The 24,242-nt window shown below is 69.7% G+C and carries 21 protein-coding genes; 4 read left to right on the forward strand and 17 right to left on the reverse strand.

What is annotated here, in order from left to right:
• The first annotated feature begins 74 nt into the window (after nucleotides 1-74).
• Nucleotides 75-2,330: an esterase-like activity of phytase family protein gene (locus VPH61_RS09080; protein ID WP_332063180.1), complete on the forward strand. Its 2,256-nt coding sequence runs from the start codon at nucleotides 75-77 to the stop codon at nucleotides 2,328-2,330.
• A gap of 65 nt (nucleotides 2,331-2,395) precedes the next feature.
• Here the strand turns inward: VPH61_RS09080 and aroB are convergent, their stop codons facing one another.
• The 10 genes from aroB to VPH61_RS09130 form a co-directional block, all read right to left on the reverse strand.
• Nucleotides 2,396-3,481 carry a 3-dehydroquinate synthase gene (aroB, locus tag VPH61_RS09085; protein WP_332063181.1) on the reverse strand — a complete coding sequence of 362 codons (1,086 nt, stop codon included), beginning with the start codon at nucleotides 3,479-3,481 and terminating at the stop codon, nucleotides 2,396-2,398.
• The gene (locus tag VPH61_RS09090; RefSeq protein ID WP_332063182.1) at nucleotides 3,478-3,996 is read right to left on the reverse strand and encodes a shikimate kinase; all 519 of its coding nucleotides are present in this window, start codon (nucleotides 3,994-3,996) and stop codon (nucleotides 3,478-3,480) included. The genes aroB and VPH61_RS09090 overlap by 4 nt, the downstream gene beginning before the upstream one ends.
• The gene (aroC, locus tag VPH61_RS09095) at nucleotides 3,989-5,209 is read right to left on the reverse strand and encodes a chorismate synthase (protein ID WP_332063183.1); all 1,221 of its coding nucleotides are present in this window, start codon (nucleotides 5,207-5,209) and stop codon (nucleotides 3,989-3,991) included. Before aroC ends, VPH61_RS09090 begins: the two co-directional genes overlap by 8 nt.
• Before the next feature lie 20 nt (nucleotides 5,210-5,229).
• A complete protein-coding gene (locus VPH61_RS09100) occupies nucleotides 5,230-6,060 on the reverse strand; it encodes a shikimate dehydrogenase (protein ID WP_332063184.1) in 831 nt (276 codons plus the stop codon).
• The gene (mltG, locus tag VPH61_RS09105; RefSeq protein WP_332063185.1) at nucleotides 6,053-7,528 is read right to left on the reverse strand and encodes an endolytic transglycosylase MltG; all 1,476 of its coding nucleotides are present in this window, start codon (nucleotides 7,526-7,528) and stop codon (nucleotides 6,053-6,055) included. The genes VPH61_RS09100 and mltG overlap by 8 nt, the downstream gene beginning before the upstream one ends.
• Nucleotides 7,525-8,001 (reverse strand): Holliday junction resolvase RuvX, encoded by a 477-nt coding sequence (gene ruvX / locus VPH61_RS09110; protein ID WP_332063186.1) that lies wholly within the window; start codon nucleotides 7,999-8,001, stop codon nucleotides 7,525-7,527. The genes mltG and ruvX overlap by 4 nt, the downstream gene beginning before the upstream one ends.
• A 5-nt stretch (nucleotides 8,002-8,006) precedes the next feature.
• Nucleotides 8,007-10,664, reverse strand: coding sequence for an alanine--tRNA ligase (gene alaS / locus VPH61_RS09115; protein ID WP_332063187.1), 2,658 nt, complete (start codon nucleotides 10,662-10,664; stop codon nucleotides 8,007-8,009).
• Between the two features lie 119 nt (nucleotides 10,665-10,783).
• Complete coding sequence (locus VPH61_RS09120) at nucleotides 10,784-10,987, reverse strand: hypothetical protein (RefSeq protein WP_332063188.1); 204 nt, start codon at nucleotides 10,985-10,987, stop codon at nucleotides 10,784-10,786.
• A gap of 147 nt (nucleotides 10,988-11,134) precedes the next feature.
• Entirely contained in the window at nucleotides 11,135-11,758 is a 624-nt protein-coding gene (rpsD, locus tag VPH61_RS09125) for a 30S ribosomal protein S4 (protein ID WP_056009326.1), read from the reverse strand.
• 212 nt (nucleotides 11,759-11,970) lie between these two features.
• Nucleotides 11,971-13,428, reverse strand: a complete 1,458-nt coding sequence (locus VPH61_RS09130) for a replication-associated recombination protein A (protein WP_332063189.1) — start codon at nucleotides 13,426-13,428, stop codon at nucleotides 11,971-11,973.
• A gap of 121 nt (nucleotides 13,429-13,549) precedes the next feature.
• On the opposite strand from VPH61_RS09130, the gene VPH61_RS09135 reads away from it, so the two are divergent.
• The 3 genes from VPH61_RS09135 (at nucleotide 13,550) to VPH61_RS09145 (ending at nucleotide 16,377) form a co-directional block, all read left to right on the forward strand.
• On the forward strand, nucleotides 13,550-14,326 hold the full coding sequence (locus VPH61_RS09135; RefSeq protein ID WP_332063190.1) for a peptidylprolyl isomerase: 777 nt from the start codon (nucleotides 13,550-13,552) through the stop codon (nucleotides 14,324-14,326).
• Between the two features lie 89 nt (nucleotides 14,327-14,415).
• A complete protein-coding gene (locus VPH61_RS09140; RefSeq protein ID WP_332063191.1) occupies nucleotides 14,416-15,648 on the forward strand; it encodes a DUF349 domain-containing protein in 1,233 nt (410 codons plus the stop codon).
• Nucleotides 15,649-15,771: 123 nt separating this feature from the next.
• On the forward strand, nucleotides 15,772-16,377 hold the full coding sequence (locus VPH61_RS09145; RefSeq protein WP_332063192.1) for a hypothetical protein: 606 nt from the start codon (nucleotides 15,772-15,774) through the stop codon (nucleotides 16,375-16,377).
• Here the strand turns inward: VPH61_RS09145 and VPH61_RS09150 are convergent.
• From VPH61_RS09150 to ruvC, 7 genes are all read right to left on the reverse strand, one after another.
• Entirely contained in the window at nucleotides 16,356-18,608 is a 2,253-nt protein-coding gene (locus VPH61_RS09150; RefSeq protein WP_332063193.1) for a RelA/SpoT family protein, read from the reverse strand. The genes VPH61_RS09145 and VPH61_RS09150 overlap by 22 nt on opposite strands.
• A gap of 75 nt (nucleotides 18,609-18,683) precedes the next feature.
• Nucleotides 18,684-19,703 carry a protein translocase subunit SecF gene (secF, locus tag VPH61_RS09155; RefSeq protein ID WP_332063194.1) on the reverse strand — a complete coding sequence of 340 codons (1,020 nt, stop codon included), beginning with the start codon at nucleotides 19,701-19,703 and terminating at the stop codon, nucleotides 18,684-18,686.
• Nucleotides 19,703-21,445, reverse strand: coding sequence for a protein translocase subunit SecD (gene secD / locus VPH61_RS09160; RefSeq protein WP_332063195.1), 1,743 nt, complete (start codon nucleotides 21,443-21,445; stop codon nucleotides 19,703-19,705). The genes secF and secD overlap by 1 nt, the downstream gene beginning before the upstream one ends.
• A gap of 63 nt (nucleotides 21,446-21,508) precedes the next feature.
• Nucleotides 21,509-21,907 carry a preprotein translocase subunit YajC gene (gene yajC, locus VPH61_RS09165; protein WP_332063196.1) on the reverse strand — a complete coding sequence of 133 codons (399 nt, stop codon included), beginning with the start codon at nucleotides 21,905-21,907 and terminating at the stop codon, nucleotides 21,509-21,511.
• Nucleotides 21,908-21,978: 71 nt separating this feature from the next.
• Entirely contained in the window at nucleotides 21,979-23,019 is a 1,041-nt protein-coding gene (gene ruvB, locus VPH61_RS09170; protein ID WP_332063197.1) for a Holliday junction branch migration DNA helicase RuvB, read from the reverse strand.
• A complete protein-coding gene (ruvA, locus tag VPH61_RS09175) occupies nucleotides 23,016-23,636 on the reverse strand; it encodes a Holliday junction branch migration protein RuvA (RefSeq protein ID WP_332063198.1) in 621 nt (206 codons plus the stop codon). The genes ruvB and ruvA overlap by 4 nt, the downstream gene beginning before the upstream one ends.
• Nucleotides 23,633-24,238 carry a crossover junction endodeoxyribonuclease RuvC gene (gene ruvC, locus VPH61_RS09180; RefSeq protein ID WP_332063199.1) on the reverse strand — a complete coding sequence of 202 codons (606 nt, stop codon included), beginning with the start codon at nucleotides 24,236-24,238 and terminating at the stop codon, nucleotides 23,633-23,635. The genes ruvA and ruvC overlap by 4 nt, the downstream gene beginning before the upstream one ends.
• Nucleotides 24,239-24,242: the final 4 nt, after the last annotated feature.

The following is a 24,242-nucleotide window of genomic DNA, read 5'->3' on the forward strand; positions in this document are numbered from 1 at the left end:
TGTTCACCGGTTGGTCGGCATCGTGATCGCGGCCGGACACGTGCCCGTGCCCTCGGCCCGATTGGGTTGCGAGCATGGCACATCGCATCCCACGCGCGCAGACGCGCTTCCTCGCCCTCGCCGCGGTGGCCGCCACCGCGGCCGCCATCCTCACCTCCTCGCCCGCGAACGCCGCCGGCAACGACGGGCCGAACGGACCGTCCGTCAAGAAGACGGAGCCCACCCTCGTCGCCCGGGCGACGCTCTCGGCCGACCACCTCGAGGCGGGCCCCGCCAGTGGAGCGGCGCTCACCACTCCGGTGAACGGCCGCACCGGACCCTTCGCCGGCCAGGTCATCCCGGGCTTCTCGGCGATGATCGACAATGGCGACGGCACCTTCTGGGCCCAGCCAGACAACGGCTTCGGCGCGAAGGGCAACTCCGCCGACTTCCTGCTCCGCAACTACCTCGTCCGTCCGGTGTGGCAGACGGCGGAGGGCGGCACCGGCGAGATCCAGGTCGAGCGGTTCGTCTCGTACAACGACGCGAACGACGTGCTCGACTTCCCGATCGTGAATGAGACGACACCCGATCGCCTGCTGACCGGCGCCGACTTCGACGTCGAGTCCGTCGTCCGTGCGAAGGACGGCACCTTCTGGGTTGGAGAGGAGTTCGGCCCATTCCTCCTCCACTTCGCTGCCGACGGCACCCTGCTCGAGAAGCCGCACCCGATGCCCGACGGCGCGAAGTCGCCGCAGAATCCTTACCTCGAGGCCGGCGAGACGCCGCGCGTACGGGCGAGCCGCGGGTTCGAGGCGCTCGCATCGTCGGTGAACGGACGCTATCTCTACCCGATCGTCGAAGGGTCCTACGCGGACGACGCGGACCTCCGTCGCCGCGAGATCCTCGAGTTCGACACCAAAGCGGGCGCGTACACGGGTCGGACCTGGAACTACGAGACCGATCAGGACGCCAACGTGATCGGCGACGCCTTCGCCGTGCGCAACGGCGTGCTGCTGCTCGTCGAACGCGACGACTTCGAGGGCGACCAGTCGGTGACGAAGCGCATCTACGAGGTCGACCTCACCCGCTCCGATGCCGAGGGCAAGCTGGAGAAGACCCTCGTGCTCGATGCGCTGCGCATCGCGAACCCCGACCTGCTCGGCGCGGGCGACGGCTACGGCACGGGCGACCCGTTCTCGCTGCCGGTGCAGTCGTTCGAGACCGTCGTGCAGTTGAAGAACGGCGACCTCTTGATCGCCAACGACAACAACTACCCCGGCAACGACGCGCGCATCGCCGGCGTCCCCGACGACACCGAGATCGACGTCATCGACCTCGATCGCACGCGAGTCCAGCCCTCCGACGTCACCGTCGTGGCGCATCGCGGCGCGAGCGGGTCCCGCCCTGAGCACACCCTCGCCGCCTACGAGACGGCGATCAACGAGTGCGCCGACTTCATCGAACCCGACGTGGTCTCGACGAAGGACGGCGTGCTCGTCGCCCGTCACGAGAACGAGATCAGCGGCACGACGGACGTCGGGAGCCGTCCGGCCTTCGCCGACCGCAAAGCGACGAAGGTCATCGACGGCGTCTCGGTCACAGGCTGGTTCACCGAGGACTTCACGCTCGCCGAGTTGAAAACGCTGCGCGCCGTCGAGCGGCTCCCGCAGATCCGCCCCGAGAACACCGCGTTCGACGGCCTCTACCAGGTGCCCACCCTCGACGAGGTGCTCGACCTCGCCCGTCACTCGGTGAGTTGCGACGGCCTGCCGGTCGGCGTCTACCCCGAGACGAAGCACCCGAGCTACTTCGACGCGATCGGCCTCTCGCTCGAGGAGCTGCTCGTCGCCGAGCTCGCCCGCAACGGGCTCGACGAGGCCGATTCGCCGGTCGTCGTGCAGAGCTTCGAGACGGCCAACCTCCGTGAGCTCGCCGGCGCCACCGACGTCGCACTCGCCCAGCTCGTCAACTCGAGCGGTCGTCCGTTCGACTTCACGCTCGCCGGTGATACGCGCACGTACGCCGACCTCGTGACGCCCGTGGGACTCGCCGAGATCGCGAGGTACGCCGATGGCGTCGGCGTGGAGAAGAGCCTCGTCATCCCCCGAACGGCGATCGGCACGCTCGGCGCGCCGACGACGCTCATCGCCGACGCGCATGCGGCCGGCCTCGAGGTGCACGGATGGACGTTCCGCCGCGAGAACGCGTTCCTCCCGGCCGAGTTCCGGTCGAGCGCAGACCCCGCAGGCATCGGCGACTTCGCCGGCGAGCTCCGGGTGTTCCTCGACGAGGGACTCGACGGCTTCTTCAGCGACAACCCCGGCCTCGGCGCCGTGATCGCGGGCTGATCGGGCTCATCCCGATCAGGGGTGAGTGGATGCCCGAGGCATTCGCTCGCCCCTGTTCGCTGTGCTCAGGACGCGATCTCCTGGTACGCCGCGAAGAGCAGCGACGGGTCGGGAGCGAGCATGACCGTGGGCTTGGCCAGGTCGTCGAGCACGATGAAGCGCAACTGACCCGCGCGCGCCTTCTTGTCGCGCTGCATCGTCGCGAGGAGCGTGTTCCAGCGGCCGGCCGGGTAGGACGTCGGCAGGCTCAGCAGGTCGAGCACGCGCTTGTGCCGGTCGGCGACCTCGTCGGGGAGCCGGCCCGAGAGACGGCCGAGTTCGGCCGCGAACGCCATGCCCACGGCGACCGCGGCGCCGTGGCGCCACTGGTACCGCTCGGCGTGCTCGACGGCGTGACCGAGCGTGTGGCCGTAGTTCAGGATCTCGCGGAGCCCCTGCTCGGTGAAGTCCTCGGAGACGACGTCGGCCTTCATCTGGATCGCGAGCTCGATCACGCGGCGGAACTGCGGGGTCGCCGGGTCGGTCGCGACCTCGGGGTCGGCCTCGATGATGTCGAGGATCTCGGGGTAGCGGATGAATCCCGCCTTCGCGATCTCGGCGAAGCCTGCGAGGATCTCGTTCTTCGGCAGTGTGTCGAGCGTGTCGAGGTCGCAGATCACGGCCGCCGGCGCATGGAAGGCGCCCACGAGGTTCTTGCCCTCGTTGGTGTTGATGCCGGTCTTGCCGCCGACGGCGGCGTCGACCATGCCGAGCACCGTGGTCGGCACCTGCACGACCTTCACGCCCCGGAGCCAGGTCGCGGCGACGAAGCCCGCGAGGTCGGTGATCGCTCCCCCGCCGAACCCGACGACCGCGTCGGTACGGGTGAAGTCGGCCTGTCCGAGCACCTGCCAGCAGAAGGCGGCGACCTCGACGCGCTTGCCGGCCTCGGCGTCGGGCACCTCCGCGAGCAGCACCTGATACCGATCGGAGAGCGCCTCGCGCAACTCTGCGGCTCGTGCACCGAGCGTCGCGGGGTGCACGATGAGCACCTTGGTGGCCTCTGCGCCGATCGCGTCGCCGAGCTCGGCGAGCACCCCGCGGCCGATGATCACGTCGTAGCCCGATTCGCCGCCGACGCGGATGCTCGTGCGGGTCTCGTCTGCGGTCATCGTGTTCCTCCGAAGTGCGCGGTGATGTCGTCGACGATCCGCGCGACCGAGCGGCGCGAGGTGTCGATGCTGAAGTCGGCGACCGACTCGTAGATGGGGCGGCGGGCCTCGAGGATGGCACTCCACCGCTCGATGCCGCCATCGGCGAGCAGCGGTCGGTTGCCACCGGTGAGCCGCGGTGCGACCGCGGACGCTGAGACCTGCAGCCACACGACAGGGAGGCCCGCGAGGTCGTCGCGGGTGTCGTCGTGCAGCACGGCACCGCCGCCGAGCGAGATCACGGCCTCTTCGCGGAGCGCCTCGTCGACCACCTCGCGTTCGACGATGCGGAAGTACTCCTCGCCCTCGCGGTCGAAGATCTCCTCGATCGGTCCGTAGCGCTCGGCGATGCGCAGGTCGGTGTCGACGAACGGTGCGCCGACGGATGCCGCGAGCCGCTGCCCGACCCGGGACTTGCCGGCGCCCATCGGGCCGACGAGCACGATCGGCAGTGCGAGACGCGGCGTGTCAGACACGATCTGCCGCGGTGCCCGCAGCAGCGACGGCCGTGCGGAGCGTGTCGGGGATCGCCGCGAGGTAGGACTCGAGGTTGCGCCGGGTCTCGTCGACCGAGTCGCCGCCGAACTTCTCGAGCACGGCGTTCGCGAGGGTGAGGGCGACCATCGCCTCCGCCACGACGCCGGCTGCCGGCACGGCGACGACGTCGGAGCGCTGGTGGTGGGCCGCCGCGGCCTCGCCGGTGGCCACGTCGACGGTCGGCAGTGCGTGCGGCACGGTCGCGATGGGCTTCATGCCGGCGCGCACGCGCAGCACGGTGCCGGTGGACATGCCGCCCTCGGTGCCGCCGGCACGATCGCTCGAGCGTGCGATGCGGCCGCCCTCGACGTGCAGTTCGTCGTGCGCGGCCGAGCCGCGGCGACGCGTGGTCTCGAAGCCGTCGCCGACCTCGACGCCCTTGATCGCCTGGATGCCCATGAGGGCGGCGGCGAGCTGCGCGTCGAGACGCCGGTCCCAGTGCACGTGCGAGCCGAGACCGGGCGGAACGCCGTAGGCGAGCACCTCGACGACGCCGCCGAGGGTGTCGCCCTCCTTGTGTGCGAGGTCGACCTCTGCGACCATCGCCGCGGAGGTCTCGGGGTCGAAGCAGCGCAGCGGATCGGCGTCGAGCAGGTCGACGTCGTCGGGCGTCGGCAGTGGGCGGCCCTCGGGCACCCGCACCGGGCCGATCGCGAGCGTGTGCGCGACGAGCCGGATGCCGAGCTCGGCGAGGAAGGATCGAGCGACGGCGCCGAGCGCGACACGAGCCGCGGTCTCACGGGCGCTCGCGCGCTCGAGCACCGGGCGGGCCTCGTCGAAGCCGTACTTCTGCATGCCGACGAGGTCGGCGTGCCCGGGGCGCGGGCGCGTGAGCGCGGCGCCGCGACCGCGGCCGAGCCTGGCGGGGTCGATGGGCTCGGGGCTCATCACCTCCTGCCACTTCGGCCACTCGGTGTTGCCGATACGCAGCGCGACGGGGCTGCCGAGGCTCAGGCCGTGGCGTACGCCGCCCGAGATCGCCAACTCGTCTTGCTCGAACTTCATGCGCGCACCTCGGCCGTAGCCGAGCTTGCGGCGTGCGAGGTCAGCACGAATATCGTCGAGCGAAACGGGGATACCGGCGGGAAGACCCTCGAGGATCGCGACGAGCTCAGGGCCGTGCGACTCTCCGGCAGTGAGCCAACGGAGCATGCCCCTATCCTTCCACAGGCTCAGGAGACCGCCGCGCGCATGACGCCGAGCACGGCGTCCTCATCGTCGAGCGGCGCGTTCGGGTCGCCGTTCACGAAGATCCGCACCTGGAGCAGCGCCTGGTGCAGCAGCATCCCGAGACCGTGCACGACCGTGCCGCCGCCGGCGATCCAGCCGGCCGCCAGCGGAGAGGGCCAGGGGTCGTAAGCGACGTCGAGCAGCGCCGCCGACGAGGTCAGACCAGCGGATGCCGCGACGCCGAGGTCAGTGCCACCGGGCACGGTGCTCACGACGAGATCGGCACGATCGATCGTCGCGAACTCGGCCAGTCCGCCCTCGCCGACCTGCACGCCGAGACGCGAACCGAGTTCGACGAGCGGAGCTGCAGCCCCCGGTCGGCGCACGAGCACGCGAACCTCGCGCGCCCCGAGATCGGACATCGCGACGAGCGCCGACGCCGCCGTCGCGCCGCCGCCGAGCAGCACGCAACGACTCGCTTCGAACACGCCAGCTTCATGCAGCGTGCGCACGATGCCGCCGACGTCGGTGTTGAAGCCGCGCCGAGCGCCATCGCCGAACAGCACGGTGTTCGCGGCCCCGGTGATGGCGGCGACCTCGTCGATCGAGTCGAGCAGTGGCAGCACGTCGCGCTTCAGGGGCATCGTGAGCGAGAGCCCGCGCCACGAGGCATCCAGTCCGCCCAGGAACTCGCCGAGCCGGTCGCCGTCCATCTCGACTGCCGAGTACCGCCAGTCGAGCCCGAGTCGCTCATACGCCGCGCGATGCAGCAGCGGGCTCTTGGAGTGCGAGATCGGAGAGCCGAGCACCGCGAGCCGGCGGAGCTCACTCACAGTACGCGGCGTTCTCGTCGAGCGCGCACCATTCCTGCAGGCGGGCGACCGCCGCGTCGTGCTCCTCGACCGTGGTGGAGAAGACCGTCTCCCCCGTCGCGAGGTTCACCGGTACGAAGAACAGCCAGGTGCCGTCGGCGGGGTGAATCGCGGCGTTGATCGCCACATCGCCGGGGTTGCCGATCGGGCCGATCGGGAGGCCCGGGTTCGCGTAGGTGTTGTACAGGTTCGACGCGTCGGCGCGCTCCGCGTCGGTCGTCCACACGGTGTGCGTGTTGCCCGTGCCGTACGCGACGGTCGCGTCGGACTCGAGGTTGATGCCCTGGTCGAGGCGATTCTGGAAGACCCGCGCGACCTTCGGGAAGTCGTCGAGGTTCGACCCGGCCTCGCGCTGCACGATCGAGGCGAGCACGATCGTGCGCCACCGCTGGTCGGCCGGCACGCCGGCGGCGTCGAGCGCCTCGAACTGACGGTTCACGAGGGTCTGCAGCACGGCATGCGCGTCGAGACCGGGCTCGAGCGTGTACGTCGCCGGGAAGAGGAATCCCTCGAGCGTCGTCGCCTCAGCGGGCAGGCCGTAACTCGCGGGCGGTTCCGCCGCCGCGGCCTGCAGGTTCTCGAGCGGCACGTCCGTGCCCTCGGAGATGGAGACGAGCGCGTCGGGCAGCGAGGTGCCCTCGGGGATCACAAAGGTGTTCTCGAGCTTGTTCGCGGGATCCTGCAGCGCGTCGAGGGCGGCCTGCGCGCTCATCTCCTCGGCGAGCTGATAGGCGCCGGGGTGGAACTCGGGCTCGGGGCTCTGCTCGAGCAGCAGGTCGTAGAAGGCGTCGTACGAGGCCGTGACGCCCTCGTCGACGAGGTTCGTCGCGATGTCGGAGCCGGTCTCGCCGTCGTGGATCATGAACACGACCTCGCCGGTGCCGGTGCCCTCGAAGTCGGCCGCCGGGGTGAACCGCTCGACGACTGCGGCGATCGGCCCCTGCAGGAAGAAGTACGCTCCGGCGCCGAGCCCCGCGACGATGAGGAGGCCGATGAGGCAACCCCACGCCCCGCGTCGCCTCGGCTTCTCGGGCTCGTGCGGGTCGGAGTTGACGGCGCGTCGTTCGGCTCGTGAGGGCCGGGCGGGTTCAGGTGCCGCAGGTTCCGCGACGATCGACTCGAACAACGGCAGGCCGGGAGCCGCCGCGGCGGGCGGGCCGGCCTCCGCGAGCACGGCTGCCGCTTCGGCCTCCGCCGCCTGGCGCTGCTCCGCCTCCCGGGCCTCTCGCCGAGTCATCGGTCGGCCCTCCGACGGCGGCTGCGCCGCGGTCGGCCCGGTCGACGCCCCGGACGGCGCCGCAGTGGGCGACGGGCCGGGAGCCGCGGCATCCGCTGCTCTGGGTGCTCGAACCGGAGCGTCGCCCGCGAGCATCGCGTGCCACTCGGCGGTCGCGCGATCGGAGTCGCGGTCGGAGGGAGGCTGGGTCACAGGGGGGATGGCCCTTCGGGGGTATCGATCGTCCGTCCGGGCGGGCGGTCGAAATCCCGCTCGGCGTCGATGGCGTGTTGCAAAATGATAACGGCTGCAACCTGATCCACGATGGGACGTTGCTTGCGCGTCGACTTCCCGGTCGCGCGGAGCGCCTGTTGGGCGCTCACGGTCGAGAGGCGTTCGTCGACGAGCCGCACCGGGATCCCGCTGCTCGCGAGTCGCTCGGCGAACGCCACCGCATCGTCGGTCGACGGCGTCGAGGCGCCTGAAAGCGACAGCGGATTGCCCACGACGATCTCGATCACCTCGTGCTCCCTCGCCAGGTCGAGGATGCGCGCGACGTCGGCGTCGCCGTCGGTCGCACGCGCCACCGTCTCGATCGGGGTCGCGATCAGACCGCCGGCATCGCATCGGGCGACGCCGATGCGGGCGCGCCCGACATCGACCCCGAGCCTCGCCCCGGTTCGCACGCCGACTACCCGCGGAGCGCCGAGCGCACCGCGTCGAGCGCGGCCGGGATGGCCGCGAGGTCGCTGCCGCCGCCCTGCGCGAGGTCGGGCTTGCCGCCGCCGCCGCCGCCGAGCACTCCGGCCATCGTCTTCGCGAGGGCGCCGGCGTTCGCACCTGCGTCGCGGGCGGCCGGCGAGGTGGCGACGATCGCGACCGGCTTGCCGCCGACCTCGGCGGTCAAGGCCACGACGGATGCCGCGTCGCCGAGCTGCGATCGTACGGACGTCGCGAGTGCCCGCAGCTCATCACTCGTGCCGAGCGAGCCGACCGTCTCGGCGACGAGCAGTACCTCGCCCGTGCGACCCGCCTTCGCCGCGAGGGCGGGCACGCGGTCGTTCAGCGCGCGTGCCTCGAACTGCTGGATGCGCTTCTCGGCGGCCTTCAGGCTCGAGACGAGCTCGCCGACACGGTCGACGAGCTGCTCGGGCCGGGTCTTCAGCGACGACGTCAGCTCGGAGACGAGCGCACGCTCCGACGCGAAGCGCCGGAAGGCGTCGAGGCCGACGAGCGACTCCACGCGGCGGTTCGACGCGCCGACCGAGGACTCCCCCACGATGTTGATCATGCCGACCTCGGCGCTCGTCGACACGTGCGTGCCGGCGCAGAGTTCGCGCGACCAGGGTCCGCCGATGTCGACGACGCGAACGACGTCGCCGTACTTCTCGCCGAAGAGCGCCATCGCACCGAGCGACTTCGCCTCGTCGAGCGGCATCTCGCGCGTGACGACCTCGAGGTTGTCGCGGATCGCGGCGTTGGAGATCTCCTCGATCTCGCTGCGGGTCTCGGGCGAGAGCGCCGAGTTCCAGCCGTAGTCGAGACGCAGGTAGCCGGCCTTGTTGAACGAGCCCGACTGGTGGGCGTTGGGGCCGAGCACCTGACGCAGCGCAGCGTGCACGAGGTGCGTACCCGAGTGGGCCTGCGTCGCGCCGCGCCGGTACTGCTCGTCGACGAGAGTCGTGGCCGGCACGCCGACGCCGACCTCGCCCTTGGTCACCTTGACGGTGTGGCTGATGAGGCCCTTGATGGGCTTCTGCACGTCGAGCACCTCGAGTTCGAAGCCGTCGCCGACGATGCGCCCTTGATCGGGGGCCTGGCCGCCGGACTCGGCGTACAACGAGGTCTCCGCGAGGATGACCTCGGCGGTCTGGCCCGCGGTCGCGAACGGCACGGGCCGGCCGTCGACGAGCACGCCGAGCACGCTCGATGCCGTCGACAGCTCGGAGTAGCCGGTGAAGATCGTCTCGCCCTTGGCGCGGAACTCGGCGTACACCGAGAGGTCGGCGAGTACCTTCTTCTTCGACTTGGCGTCGGCCTTGGCACGCGAGCGCTGCTCGGTCATGAGCGTGTCGAACGCGGCACGGTCGACGGCGAGGCCCGCCTCGTCGGCCATCTCGAGCGTGAGCTCGATCGGGAAGCCGTAGGTGTCGTGCAGGAGGAAGGCCGTGTCGCCGGCGAGCTCGCCGCGACCAGACTGCTTGGTCTTTCCGACCGCCAGGTCGAGGATCGACGTTCCCGCGGTGAGCGTGCGGAGGAAGGTCTCCTCCTCGCCGAGGGCGAGCTGCTCGATGTGCGCGTAGTCCTTCGCGACCTCGGGGTAGGCGCTCTTCATCGCGTCGCGCGACGCGGCGAAGAGCTCGCGGAAGGTGGGGCCCTCGACGCCGAGCAGGCGCATGGCACGGATGCTGCGGCGCAGGAGCCGGCGCAGGATGTACCCGCGCCCCTCGTTGGACGGGCTCACGCCGTCGCTCATGAGCATGAGGGCCGAGCGCACGTGATCGGCGATGACGCGCATGCGCACGTCGTCATCGTGGTTCGCGCCGTAGCGTCGACCCGAGAGCTCGGCGGCGCGGTCGAGCACCGGGCGCACCTGGTCGATCTCGTACATGTTGTCGACGCCCTGCTTGATGAAGGCGACGCGCTCGAGCCCCATGCCGGTGTCGATGTTCTTCTTCGGCAGTTCCTTGACGATGCGGAAGTCCGTCTTCGACGTCACGTCATCGATCAGGTACTGCATGAACACGAGGTTCCAGATCTCGACGTAGCGGTCGTCGTCGGTGGCCGGGCCGCCGTCGATGCCGTACTCGGGGCCGCGATCGAAGAAGATCTCGGAGCAGGGACCCGCAGGGCCCGGCTGGCCGGTGTGCCAGTAGTTCGTGTCCTTGCCGAGTCGCTGGATGCGCTCGTCTGGGAGGTCGGCGACCTTCTTCCAGAGCTCGATCGCCTCGTCGTCGTCTTCGTAGACCGTGACCCAGAGGTCGTTCCGATCGAAGCCGTAGCCGCCGTCGGCCTCGGGCGTCGTCAGCAGCTCCCACGCCATCGAGATGGCGCCCTCTTTGAAGTAATCGCCGAACGAGAAGTTGCCGCTCATCTGGAAGAACGTTCCGTGACGAGGGGTCTTGCCGACCTCCTCGATGTCGTTCGTGCGGATGCACTTCTGCACACTCGTCGCGCGCGGGTACGGCGCGGGCACGAGACCCGTCAGGTACGGCACGAAGGGCACCATGCCGGCGACCGTGAAGAGCAGCGTGGGGTCGTCGGAGACGAGTGACGCCGAAGGCACGACGGTGTGGCCGCGTTCGGCGAAGAAGTCCAGCCAACGCTGGCGGATGTCGGCAGTCTGCATGGTTCCGTTCTCGGTCGTGCCCGGGGCTTCCGGGCCAAACATTCGTGGGCGACGTCGCCCGCAGCGGCGTCGATGTCGTTCGCGTTGGTGCCGTTGGTGTCGGCGTCGTGCGCGTCGACTCAGAGGGCCGTGTGCGTCTCGCCCTGCTCGGCGCGGAGCTCGGCATCGCGGGCGTGGTAGCCCTCGGCGATCGCATGGCCGAAGGCACGGGCCTTCGCGTCCACCGCGGAGAAGAAGTCTCGCCCCTGCTTGGTCTGGTTGACCTGGTGCGCGACCGCGAATCCGGCCGCGACGCCGACGGTGAACCACAGAATACTCTTCACGAGGTGCTCCTGCTCCCTGATCGATGTGTCGCCCGGCAGTGCGCTCGGCACGCCTCGCATCAGTCTAGTGGCCGTGCCGCAGGCACTCGCCGGGTACGACACAGGGGCCGCGGGAAACCCCGCGACCCCTGCCTGCACTGCTCTGCGTCAGCGACCTGCGTAGTACTCGACGACCAGCTGCACGTCACAGGTCACGGGGACCTCGGCGCGCTTCGGTCGACGGACGAGCTTCACCTGGAGCTTGTCGAGCTCGACCTCGAGGTACGCGGGGAGCTTGGGCAGCACGTCGACGTGACCGCCGGCAGCGGCGACCTGGAACGGCTCGGTGCCCTCGCTGCGCGCCTTGACGTGCACGAGCTGGCCCGGCTTCACGCGGAACGACGGGCGGTCGACGAGCTGGCCGTCGACGAGGATGTGGCGGTGCACCACGAACTGGCGCGCCTGCGAGATGGTGCGGGCGAAGCCGGCGCGCAGCACGATGGCGTCGAGACGCATCTCGAGCAGCTCGACCAGGTTCTCACCGGTCAGGCCGTCGGTGCGCTTGGCCTCGACGTAGGCGATCTTCAGCTGCTTCTCGCGGATGCCGTACTGGGCGCGCAGGCGCTGCTTCTCGCGCAGACGAACGGCGTAGTCGCTGTCCTGCTTGCGCTTGGTGCGGCCGTGCTCGCCGGGAGCGTACGGACGCTTCTCCATGTAGCGGGCGGCCTTCGGGGTGAGGGCGACGCCGAGCGCACGGGAGAGGCGGGTCTTGCTACGTGACTGGTTCGACACGAATGTCCTTTCGGAAGAATCTCAAGTGAATTCACGGCGCGAACGTGCGCCGGAATCTGTGTCAGAGGGATTCGCCAAGGGTGGATCGGCTACAGATCGCACCCGTTCGCCGGTGACTCTCTCGCAGCCGCGCTCGAGAATCAGGCTTCAGGCCAACGGAAATGATATCACGACGTCGCTGCGCCGCCCGCCGCGGCCGTTCAGCTCGAGGGTCACCGTTCGCCCCGCACGATGCGCCGCAGCTTCGCGAGGCGCGCCGAGACCTCGCGCTCATTGCCGTGCTCGGTGGGCTCGTAATACACGGCCCCGCGCAACGAGTCGGGCAGGTACTGCTGCGGGACCACGCCGATCTCGTCGTTGTGCGGGTACTTGTAGCCCTTGCCGTGCCCGAGCCGCTTCGCTCCGGGATAGTGCGCATCGCGCAGGTGCTTCGGCACCCGGCCCGCCTTGCCTTCACGCACGTCGGCGATCGCCTGGTTGATGCCGAGGTAGGCGGCGTTCGACTTGGGGGCGGTGGCCAGGTGCACCACCGCCTGCGCGAGCGGGATGCGCCCCTCGGGCATGCCGATGTACTGCACGGCGTCGGCTGCGGCCACGGCCACCCCGAGCGCGGTCGGGTCGGCGAGGCCGATGTCTTCGGAGGCGAGCACGATGATGCGCCGGGCGATGAACCGCGGGTCTTCGCCGGCCTCGATCATGCGCGCGAGGTAGTGCAGCGACGCGTCGACGTCGCTGCCGCGCACCGACTTGATGAACGCGCTGATGACGTCGTAGTGCTCGTCGCCGTTGCGGTCGTAGCGCAGCAGTGCCCGGTCGACTGCACGAGCCACGATCTCGGTCGTGATCACCGGCCGAGCGGATGCCGCGGCATCCGTCTCGTCGACCGCCGCCGTCTCGCCGTCGACCACGGTCTCGCCGTCGGCTCCACCTGCGGCCTCGCCATCGCTCTCGGCCTCGTGATCGGCGTCGGCCGGCTCCACCACGGGCACCGTCTGCGCGGCGGCCACCGCTGCGGCCTCGAGCGCCGTGAGCGCTCGTCGCGCGTCGCCCGATGCCAGGCGGATGATGGCCGCCCGCGCCTCGGGGTCGAGGGCCACCTTGCCGGCGAGACCACGCGCATCTGCGACGGCGCGATCGACGAGCACGCCGAGATCATCGTCGGTGAGGAGTTCGAGGGTGAGCAGGAGCGAACGCGAGAGCAGCGGCGAGATCACCGAGAACGAGGGGTTCTCGGTGGTCGCCGCGACAAGGATGACCCAGCCGTTCTCGACGCCCGGAAGCAAGGCGTCTTGCTGGGCCTTCGTGAAGCGATGGATCTCGTCGAGGAACAGCACGGTCGAGAGCCCGTAGAGGTCACGGCTCGCGCGCGCCTCCTCCATGACCTGGCGCACGTCGCGCACGCCGGCGCTCACGGCGGACAACTCGACGAACTTGCGCCCCGACGAACGGGCGATCGCCTGGGCGAGCGTCGTCTTGCCCGTGCCCGGTGGCCCCCAGAGGATCACGGAGACGGAACCCGACTCCCCCGAGCGATCGCCGGCGAGGGCGACGAGCGGCGAACCGGGCGTCAGCAGATGCCGTTGACCTGCCACCTCGTCGAGGCTCGTCGGGCGCATGCGCACCGCGAGCGGGGTCGCGCCGGAACGCAGCCCCGGGCCGGAATCCACCATGCCTTCCAGCGTAGTCGCGGCATCCGACACCGGATCTCGGCGCCGACTTCGGTGCGGCGATTGGTCTGGGCACCCCGCCTTGCGTAGAGTCGGCTCGCAGGAGTCCCGAGAAGGAGCATGCGTGGCATCGAACGACCGACAGGCGCGTGAAGAACGAGCGCGCCTTCGCACCTACCAGGCACGCCAGGAAGTCCACACCCGGAAGCAGCGCCGGCGCACCCGCGACAACGTCATCGCAGTGCTCGCGCTCGTAGTCGTGCTCGCCCTGGCCACGGCCGCGCAAATCTTCTACTTCAGCGGCGGACCGGGCGCCGAGCCCGTCGCCACCGAGACGGCGACGCCGACGCCGACTCCCGCGGAGGGCGAGAACCAGGGCGACGTGCCCTCGGCCGACCTCGCCGAGGACCGCACCTGGACCGGCACCCTCACGCTCAACGACATCCCCCTCGGCGTCGAGCTCGACGGCGCAGCGGCTCCGCAGGCCGTCTCGAGCGAGATCAGCCTCATCCAGTCGGGCTTCTACACCGGCACGAGCTGCCACCGCCTCACGACCGAGGGCATCTTCGTGCTGCAGTGCGGCGACCCGAGCGGCGACGGCACCGGCGGCCCCGGCTACAGCTACGGCCCGGTCGAGAACGCCCCGGCCGACGGCCTCTACCCGGCAGGCACGATCGCGATGGCTCGCGGCGCCGACCAGTACAGCCACGGCAGCCAGTTCTTCATCGTCTACGAAGACACGACACTGCCGGGCGACACCGGCGGGTACACCGTCATCGGAAAGGTGACGAGCGGACTCGACGCCCTCCGTGCCGGCGTGATCGATGCGGGCACCAGCGACGGTGCCGGAGACGGGGCGCCCGTCGTGCCGACCACGATCACGGCGTTCACGATCGAGTGAGCGCCCGCGCCGCCCCTCGGCGGTGCAATAGGCTTGATGCCGTCAACGTCGCCCCCCGGGCGGCATCCGACATACGACAGGGTGAGGCCGTGACCGATTCAGATCAGCAACCGTGGGGCCGCGTCGACGAGACGGGCACCGTCTTCGTGCGCACGAGCGACGGCGAACGAGCGGTCGGGCAGTACCCCGACGGCTCGGCTGAAGAGGCGCTCGCCTACTTCGAGCGCAAGTACGCCGATCTCGCCGGCCAGGTGGGCCTCCTCGAGCAGCGCGTACGCCGCGGTGCACCGGCAGCGGATGTCGCGAAAGCCGTCGCCGCCCTGCAGTCCACCGTCTCGACGGCCAACGCCGTCGGCGACCTCGAGTCGCTCGCACGCCGTCTCGAAGCGCTCTCCGGCACCACCAAGGAGCTGACGGAGCAGCAGCAGGCCGAGTCGAAGGCCGCCGTCGCCGAGGCCGTCGCCGAGCGCACCGCCATCGTCGAGGCCGCCGAGGCACTCGCAGCCGGCGACCCCGCGAAGACGCAGTGGAAGCAGGCGACCGCCGAGCTCGACGACCTCTTCGCTCGTTGGCAGCGCCACCAGCAAGACGGTCCCCGCCTGCCCAAGAACGAGGCCAACGAACTCTGGAAGCGCTTCCGCGCCGCCCGTTCGACGATCGAGACGCATCGCAAGGCGTTCTTCGCCGAACTCGACGCCGCGCACCGCGACGTGCGCACGCGCAAGCAGGCGCTCATCGAGCGTGCAGAGGCCCTCGCCCCCCGCGGCGCCGACGCGGTCGGCGACTACCGGCACCTACTCGACGAGTGGAAGCTCGCGGGTCGCGCCGGCAAGAAGCTCGACGACGCGCTCTGGGCGAAGTTCAAGGCCGCCGGCGACGTGCTCTTCGGTGCCAAGGCCGAGATCGACGCGCAGGAGGACGAGAGCTACCGCGCCAACCTCGAGGAGAAGCTCGCGCTCCTCACCGAGGCCGAGCCGCTGCTCACCGAGCAGGACCCGAAGCAGGCCCGCGCCGGACTCAACAAGATCCAGCGCAAGTGGGACGAGATCGGCAAAGTCCCCCGCGATCAGGTGCGCGTGGTCGAAGACCGGCTGCGCAAGATCGAGAACCACGTGAAGTCGCTCGAGGAGGAGCGCTGGCAGCGCGAGGACCCCGAGAAGAAGGCACGCTCCGAGGGCATGCTCGGCCAGCTGCACGACGCGATCGACAAGCTCGAGGCCGAACTCGCGGCTGCAGAGGCATCCGGTGACGCGAAGGCCGCGGCATCCGCTCGCGAAGCGCTCGACGCTCGCCGCGCCTGGCTGAAGGCCGTCGGCGGCTGATCGGCGGCTGATTCCTCGTCATGGGCACGCGGTCTCGGCCGCGGCGCCATGTCGATGCGCGTTGTTCTCCACAGATGATGCTCGGCCGCGTGCTGAGCGCCGCGCGTGCCGGAGCATGTTCGTATGGCCAAGCTCCCGAACGTGCTCAGCATCGACGACCTCTCGCTCGCCGAGCTCTGCGCAGCTCGCATCGACGGTGAACTGATGCCCATCGGCGACGGGTGGGCGCCGGTCGACGAACCCGACCTGCCGTCGCTGCGTGCGGCCGCCGTCGCGCTCCGTGCACCGCGCGCCCTCGTGATCGAACGACGATCCGCTGCCTGGGTGCACGGCGGGCTCGCGTCTCCCCCGGCGCTCGCCCAGTTCTGCGTGCCCCGCACCGCTCGCGTGGCGGCGGTGTCAGGACCACGCCTCGTCGTGCGCGAGGTCGCGATCGAGGCCGACGAGATCACCGAGTTCGCCTTCGCGCGGTGCACGACGACGGTGCGCACGGCCTTCGATCTGCTCCGCGAGCACACCGAGCACGACCTCGAGGTCGAAGGCATCGTCGCCACGCTCTGCGCGAATGACCCTGCGCTTGCCGCATTGGTGCGTGGGCGGCTCGACGGGGCCGCACGCATGCCGCATCGTGCGCTCGCGCTTCGCCGTCTCGACCGCGTCGAGGGGCGCCTCACCCGCGAGTGGCTGCAGGCCCGATCGCTCCCGCGTCAGCCGTCGCTGACGCGGTAGACGTCGTAGACGGCGTCGATGCGCCGCACGGCGTTGAGCACGCGGTCGAGATGCGTCGTGTCGCCCATCTCGAACACGAAGCGGCTGAGGGCGAGGCGGTCGGTCGAGGTCGAGACGTTCGCCGAGAGGATGTTCACGTGGTGCTCCGAGAGCACCCGCGTGACGTCGGAGAGGAGCCCCGCACGGTCGAGCGCCTCGATCTGGATCTGCACGAGGAAGACGCTCTTCGAGCTCGGCGCCCACTCGACGTCGATCATGCGCTCGGGCTCCTGCATGAGGCTTTGCACGTTGTGACAGCTCGCCTGGTGCACCGAGACGCCGGCGCCGCGCGTGACGAACCCGACGATCTCGTCCCCCGGCACAGGCGTGCAGCAGCGCGCGAGCTTGACCAGGATGTCGGGGGCACCGCGCACGAGCACGCCGGAATCGGAGTGCCGAGGCAGTGGTCGTGAGCGCACCGGGATCGGCAGGTCGGGCTCGTCGCCCTCGTCGACGTCGCGCACGAGCGCGACAACTTTCTCGAGCACCGATTGCGTCGACACATGGCCTTCGCCGACTGCGGCGTACAGCGAGGAGACGTCGTCGTATCGCAGCTGAGCGGCGACCTCGGCGAACGACTCCTGGTTCATGAGCTTCTGCAGCGGCAGGTTCTGCTTGCGCATCGCGCGGGCGATCGCGTCGCGACCCTGCTCGATCGCCTCGTCGCGTCGCTCCTTGGTGAACCACTGGCGGATCTTGTTGCGGGCGCGGGGGCTCTTGACGAAACCGAGCCAGTCCTTGCTGGGCCCCGAGTCGGGATTCTTCGAGGTGAACACCTCGACGACGTCGCCGCTCGACAGCTCACTCTCGAGCGGAACGAGACGGCCGTTGACCTTCGCGCCCATGGTGCGGTGGCCGACCTCGGTGTGCACGGCATAGGCGAAGTCGACCGGCGTCGCGCCCGCGGGCAGCCCGATCACGCGGCCCTTCGGCGTGAAGACGTAGACCTCCTTCGCACCGATCTCGAATCGCAGCGAGTCGAGGAACTCCCCCGGGTCGGCCGTCTCGGCCTGCCAGTCGGAGATGTGGGCGAGCCAGGCCATGTCGGTCTCGTTCTGACCGGACTTGTCGGCGGTGCGGCTGCCCGCCATCCGCTCCTTGTACTTCCAGTGCGCGGCGACGCCGTACTCGGCGCGCTGGTGCATGTCGTGGGTGCGGATCTGAATCTCGACCGCACGGCCCTTCGGGCCGATGACGGTCGTGTGCAGCGACTGGTACAAGTTGAACTTCGGGGTCGCGATGTAGTCCTTGAACCGCCCGGGCAACGGGGTCCACCTGGCGTGGATCGCGCCGAGCACCGCGTAGCAGTCGCGCACGGAGTTCACGAGCACGCGGATGCCGACGAGGTCGTAGATCTCGTCGAAATCGCGACCCCGCACGATCATCTTCTGATAGATCGAGTAGTACTGCTTCGGGCGGCCGACGACCTTGCCGCGGATCTTCGCCGCCTTCAGGTCGTCGGTGATGAGGTCGATGACGTTCTGCACGAACTCTTCGCGCTGCGGGGTGCGCTGCTTGACGAGACTCTCGATCTCGGCGTAGAGCTTCGGGTAGAGCACGGCGAACGAGAGGTCTTCGAGTTCCCACTTGATCGCCTGGATGCCGAGTCGGTGCGCCAGCGGCGCATAGATCTCGAGCGTCTCGGTCGCCTTGCGAGCAGCGGATGCCGCGGGCACGAAGCCCCACGTACGCGCGTTGTGCAGCCGGTCGGCGAGCTTGATGATGAGCACGCGGATGTCTTTCGACATCGCGACGATCATCTTGCGAACCGTCTCGGCCTGCGTCGAGTCGCCGTACTTGACCTTGTCGAGCTTGGTGACGCCGTCGACGAGCATCGCGATCTCGTCGCCGAAGTCGGCGCGCACCTGGTCGAGCGTGTACGCCGTGTCTTCGACCGTGTCGTGCAGCAGCGCTGCCGCAACGGTCTTCGACCCGATGCCGAGATCGGCGAGGATCTGTGCGACCGCGATCGGGTGGGTGATGTACGGCTCACCGCTCTTGCGCTTCTGCCCCTCGTGCGCGCGCTCGGCGACCGTGTACGCCCGCTCGATGAGCGAGAGATCGGCTTTCGGATGGTGCATCCGCACCGTGCGCATGAGCGTGTCGACCGCGCCGGAGGGTTGCGCCTTCGAGAAGATTCGAGGCACCAGACGGCGCAGCGATGCCGTCGAGTTGACACCCGTCTCCGTCATCGCTCACCTCCGGAACTCAATTATCGCCGCTCCGGAGGCTCCGACGTGCCACACGGCACATGCCGGCCGCGAACATCATGCGGTGGGCAGCGCCTCGGCTCCCGCCGAAACGGATGCCGCGCGCTCACGCTCCTTCAACACCTTCTGGTCGTGGCGGTGGATCGTCGGCTCCCCCTCGCGCAGCTGCGAGTACAGCGGAGCCGCGACGAACACCGTCGACCACGTGCCGACGAGGATGCCGATCAGGAGGGCGAGCGAGATGTCGCGGAGCGTGTCGGCTCCGAGCACGCCGGCGCCGATGAAGAGGATCGCCGCGACGGGCAGCGCGGCCACCACGCTCGTGTTGATCGAGCGCACGAGGGTCTGGTTCACCGCCAGGTTCACGGATTCGGCGAAGGTGCGCCGCGACTCCTGACCGTCTTCGGCGGTGTTCTCACGGATCTTGTCGAACACCACGACGGTGTCGTACAGCGAGTAGCTGAGAATCGTGAGGATACCGATGGTCGCCGCCGGGCTGATCTCGAAGCCGACCGCGGCGTAGATGCCCACGGTCACGACGAGGTCTCCGATGAGCGCGAGGATCGCCGCGAGCGACATCTTCCAGGTGCGGAAGTACAGCGCCATGATGATGCCCGCGAGCAGGAGGAACGCGACGAGGCCGACGAGGGCCTGCCGAGTGACGTCGGCACCCCAGCTCGGGCCGATGAACGAGGACGTGACCTCGGACTCGGGAACGTCGTACGCCTCTGCGAGGGCGCCGGTCACGTCTTCGGAGTCCGCCTGCTCGAGCTGGTCGGTCTGCACGCGCACGCCGGTACCGCCGACGATCGCGACGCGCACCTCGGCGTCGGGAACGACGGAGTGCACCGCCTCGATCGCGGGTTCGGGTGTCGCGTCCTCGACCTCGGCGATCTGGAACTGGGATCCGCCGCGGAACTCGATGCTGAAGTTGACGCCGGTCAGGAGCGGCACGACGATCGACAGCAGGATCAGGATCCCGGCGATTGTGTACCACTTCTTGCGGCCCCCGACGAAGTTGAAGGAGCGCTTGCCGGTGTAGAGGTCGTTACCGAAGGTCGTGAGACGGTTCGCCATCAGGACTCCTTCCCTTCGTCGGACGAATCGGAGGCGCCCACTGCTGCAGCGGCCTTCCGTTCGGCGATCGTCTGGCGGCGCTGCGCTTCCTTCGCGCTTGCCGCGGTCTTCTTCGTCGGCTGACCGACGGGCTTCCGGAACTCGGCACGGCCGCGGTACACGGCGCCGAGAGCGTTGGGGTCGAGGCCCGACCACGGGTTGCCGCTGGAGAAGAAGCGGGTCTGCGCGAGCAGTTGCAGCATCGGGTGCGTGAACAGGATGACCACGAGGACGTCGATGATGGTCGTGAGTCCGAGCGTGTACGCGAAGCCCTTGACGCTGCCGACGGCGAGCACGAAGAGCACGATTGCGGCGAGCAGGTTCGTGGCCTTCGACGCCAGCACCGTGCGGAAGGCGCGCTTCCATCCGGCTTCGACGGCGCCGACGAGCGCCCTGCCGTCTCGGAGCTCGTCTCGAACACGTTCGAAGTAGATGATGAACGAGTCGGCGGTGAAGCCGATCGAGACGATGAGGCCCGCGATGCCGGCGAGCGACAGTCGGTAGCCCTCGCGCCACGACAGGATCGTGATCATCAGGTAGGTGATGATGCCCACGATCACGAGCGAGGCGATCGTGACCGACGCGAGCGCTCGGTACTGGAAGATCGTGTAGATCACGACGAGGATCAGGCCGATGAGGCCGGCGATGAGGCCCGACTGGAGCTGCGAGGTGCCGAGCGTCGGCGAGATCGTGTCGGAGGACTGCACCGTGAAGCTGATCGGCAGTGCGCCGAACTTCAGCTGGTCGGCGAGCGCCTTCGACGAGGCCTGGTCGAAGCTGCCGGTGATCTGCGGCTTGCCGTCGGTGATCGCGCCGTTCATCGACGGGGCGGTGAGCACCTGGCCGTCGAGCACGAACGCGAACTGGTCGCGCGGCGTCTGGCCCTGCAGGCCGAACAGCCGCGTGCTGACCTCGGCGAAGTCTTCGGTGCCCTCGGCGTCGAAGACGATGTTGACGGCCCACTGGCCCGTCGAGGCACCGGTCTGGGTCTGCACCATGCCGTTGGTGGCGTCGACGATGTTCTCGCCGCTCGCCTCGACCGGGCCGAGGAGGTACTTCGCGGTGCGCGTCACGTCGCAGGTGACGAGGGGCTCGTCGGCCGGTGCGACGTTCGCCGCGTTCTCGTCGATCGTCGAGCAGTCGAAGTCGTCGAACTCCTTCTGCAGGGCGGGCGTGACCCAGGCCGGGTCGCTGCCGTCGGTCGGCTCGGCGGTCGGCGTCGACTCGAGCTCTTCGGCGGGCGCCTCGGTCGGCTCGGGGCTCGCACTCGGATCGATCGCCGTGTTGGTCGCAGCATCGGCGAGCAGCACGGCGCGGAGTTCGAGCTTCGCCGACTGCTGGATGCGCGCACGCGTCTGGTCGTCGAGCTCACCCGGGATGCGGACGACGACGTTCTGGCCCTCGGTGTTGATCTCGGCCTCGGAGACACCCGAGGCGTCGACGCGCTGGCGGATGATCGAGACGGCCTGGTCGAGCTGCTCCTGCGAGACGCTCGCGCCGGTCTCGACCTTCGGCTCGAGGATGATCTGCGTGCCGCCCTCGAGGTCGAGCGCGAGCTTCGGGGTCCACGACCCGTCGCCCCAGATGACGCCGGCGGCATTGATGCCGAACAGCAGCGCGATGATGACACCCAGCCAGGTGAGTGATCTCCATGCCTTGCGCACGGGGGTCGGCCGGGATGACCGCTTGGTTGGTGCAGCCACGTGTTCCGCTTTCTCTGCAGAGAGCCCGCGCGTCAGCGCGCGGGCCCAGCCTGGGATTGAGTCTTAGTCGTCCGACTTCTTGGTGTCGGGCTTCTCGTCGGTCGCGTCGGTCGGCGTCACGTCGGCCTCGGCGTCGAGGCGCTCGCCGAACTCGGGCTCGCCGTCGACGGCCGCGGTCTCTTCGACGACCTCGGCCTTGGGCTCGACGACGCGCGCGACCGTCTGGCGGTGCACGGTGAGGATGGTGCCGGGCGAGGTCTCGAGCAGCACCTGGTTCTCGTCTTCGTCGATCGAGAGGATGGTGCCGAAGACGCCGAAGTTGGTCATCACCTTCGCACCCGGCGCCACCTTCGACTGCAGTTCGCGGGCGTCGGCCTGACGCTTGCGCGAGTTGCGGAACATGAAGAAGATGAGCACCGCCAGGACGGCGAGCATGATGATGGTGAACGGATCGAACGTCATGAGAGGAGAAGTACCTTCCGGAGTGCGACGCGCGCACGAAGTCGTCGGTGCTGAGGGGTCAGCTTCAAGGATTATAGGTCATCGATCGGAAGCGCCGCTGCCGCATCGGGTGCATGTGCCGCGAGACCGAAGTGACGCCAGGCCGCTGGAGTCGCAACGCGGCCCCTCGGCGTGCGGGTGATGAGCCCGATGCGCACGAGGAACGGCTCGACGACGGCCTCGATGGTCTCGGCCTCTTCGCCGACCGAGACGGCGAGGGTGTTCAGTCCCACTGGCCCGCCGCCGAAGCGGGTGAGGATCATCTCCATGACCGCGCGGTCGAGCCGGTCGAGTCCGAGCGGGTCGACGTCGTAGAGCTCGAGCGCGGCGCGCACCGCCGCGAGGTCGGCGCGTTCGCCGTGGACGAGCGCGTAGTCGCGCACTCGACGGAGCAACCGGTTCGCGATGCGCGGGGTGCCGCGGCAGCGCCCGGCGATCTCGGCGAGCGCCTCCTTGTCGGCATCGAGACCGAGCATCGTGGCGGCTCGCTTGAGCACCTGCTCGAGCTCGGCCTCATCGTAGAACTCGAGGTGCGCGGTGAAGCCGAACCGGTCGCGCAGAGGGTTCGGCAGGAGCCCGGCGCGCGTGGTGGCACCGACGAGGGTGAACGGCGACAGGTCGAGCGGCACCGAGGTGGCCCCCGCTCCCTTGCCGACCATGATGTCGATGCGGAAGTCCTCCATGGCGAGGTAGAGCATCTCTTCGGCCGAGCGCGCCATGCGGTGAATCTCGTCGATGAAGAGCACCTCACCGGGCACGAGCGAGCTCAGGATGGCCGCGAGGTCGCCGGCGTGCTGGATGGCCGGCCCGCTCGACATGCGGAGCGGGCGCCCGCCCTCGTGGGCGACGATCATCGCGAGGGTCGTCTTGCCGAGACCGGGCGGGCCTGCGAGCAGGATGTGGTCGGGGGTGCGCTGCTGCAGCGTGGCGGCGGTGAGCAGCAGTTGCAGCTGCCCCCTCACGCGGGTCTGGCCGACGAACTCGCCGAGGCTCTTCGGCCGCAGGGCGCCCTCGAACGCGAGCTCGGCCTCTGAGGCCAGCACGGGATCGGTCAGGTCGAGGTCGTCGCTCATCGCGCCCGCCCGGTCTGCTGCGCCGGCCCGAGCCTGGCGAGCGTGAGGCGCAGCAGCGTCGGCACCGAGGCCGCCTCGATGTCGGATGCCGCGGCGATCGTCTCGTCGACGGCCTCTGCCGCGACCCGCTCCGACCAGCCGAGGCCCGTGAGCGCGGCGAGCACGCTGTCGGCAGCACCGCCCGTGACGACCGGAGCCTGCGGCGCCGACGTCGGGGGTGCGACGAGCTTGCCGGCGAGCGAGACCGTGATGAGCTTGGCGGTCTTCGGGCCGATGCCGCTCACCTTGCGGAAGACCGCATCGTCGTCGCGCTGCACGGCGTCGGCGATCTGGCCGGGTGAGAGTACCGAGAGCACGCCGAGCGCCGATTTCGGCCCCACGCCGGTGACGCCGATGAGCAGGTCGAACACGTCGAGTTCGTCACGCGTGGCGAAGCCGAAGAGCGTCAGGGAGTCTTCGCGCACGACGAGCGTCGTGTGCACGGATGCCTCATGCCCCTCGCGCGTCGAGAGGGCGAACGCCGGCGTCGTATTGACGTGGAACCCCACCCCGCCGACCTCGATCACGACCGAGCCACCGGCTGCTGCGAGCACACGGCCACGAAGAGAGGAGATCACCGCTTCAGCCTACGGGCCGCCCCCGACACCGAGGCGGAGCGCTCCGCGGCGAGCCACGCCCGCTGCGCCGGGGTGAGCGCCGAGTCCTCGGCCGAGCCGTCGCCGTCGCGCATGGCGGCGCCGGCGACTCCCCCGGTACGCCAGGCATGGCAGATCGCGAGGGCGAGTGCGTCGGCGGCATCCGCCGGCTTCGGCACGTCGTCGAGGCCGAGGATGCGGGCCACCATCGCGCCGACCTGCTTCTTGTCGGCGCGGCCGTACCCGGTGATCGCGGCCTTGACCTCGCTCGGCGTGTGCAAGGCGACGGGCAGCGCGCGGCGGGCGGCGATCAGCATGGCGACGCCCGAGATCTGGGCGGTGCCCATGATCGTCGACACGTCGCTGCGCGCGAACACGCGTTCGAGGGCGACGGCCTGGGGCCGGTGCTCCTCGATGATCGCCTCGAGGCCCTCGGCGATGCGCACGAGTCGGCGCGGCGTGTCGAGCTCGGCGGGCGACCGCAGCACGACGACGTCGACGAGTCGTGCCGTGCGGTTCGGCTCGACATCGACGACGCCCACGCCGCATCGCGTGAGGCCGGGGTCGATGCCGAGCACTCGCACGGCG

The organism is Agromyces sp. CCNWLW203 (assembly GCF_036576125.1).
In the GTDB taxonomy this organism is placed as follows: Bacteria; Actinomycetota; Actinomycetes; order Actinomycetales; family Microbacteriaceae; genus Agromyces.

Coding starts and splice junctions, on each gene's coding strand:
- VPH61_RS09080 (WP_332063180.1), top strand. CDS start 75: ATGGCACATCGCATCCCACGCGCGCAGACGCGCTTCCTCGCCCTCGCC.
- aroB (WP_332063181.1), bottom strand. CDS start 3,481: ATGACCGCAGACGAGACCCGCACGAGCATCCGCGTCGGCGGCGAATCG.
- aroC (WP_332063183.1), bottom strand. CDS start 5,209: ATGCTCCGTTGGCTCACTGCCGGAGAGTCGCACGGCCCTGAGCTCGTC.
- alaS (WP_332063187.1), bottom strand. CDS start 10,664: ATGCAGACTGCCGACATCCGCCAGCGTTGGCTGGACTTCTTCGCCGAA.
- VPH61_RS09130 (WP_332063189.1), bottom strand. CDS start 13,428: ATGGTGGATTCCGGCCCGGGGCTGCGTTCCGGCGCGACCCCGCTCGCG.
- VPH61_RS09145 (WP_332063192.1), top strand. CDS start 15,772: ATGGCCAAGCTCCCGAACGTGCTCAGCATCGACGACCTCTCGCTCGCC.
- VPH61_RS09150 (WP_332063193.1), bottom strand. CDS start 18,608: ATGACGGAGACGGGTGTCAACTCGACGGCATCGCTGCGCCGTCTGGTG.
- secF (WP_332063194.1), bottom strand. CDS start 19,703: ATGGCGAACCGTCTCACGACCTTCGGTAACGACCTCTACACCGGCAAG.
- yajC (WP_332063196.1), bottom strand. CDS start 21,907: ATGACGTTCGATCCGTTCACCATCATCATGCTCGCCGTCCTGGCGGTG.
- ruvB (WP_332063197.1), bottom strand. CDS start 23,019: ATGAGCGACGACCTCGACCTGACCGATCCCGTGCTGGCCTCAGAGGCC.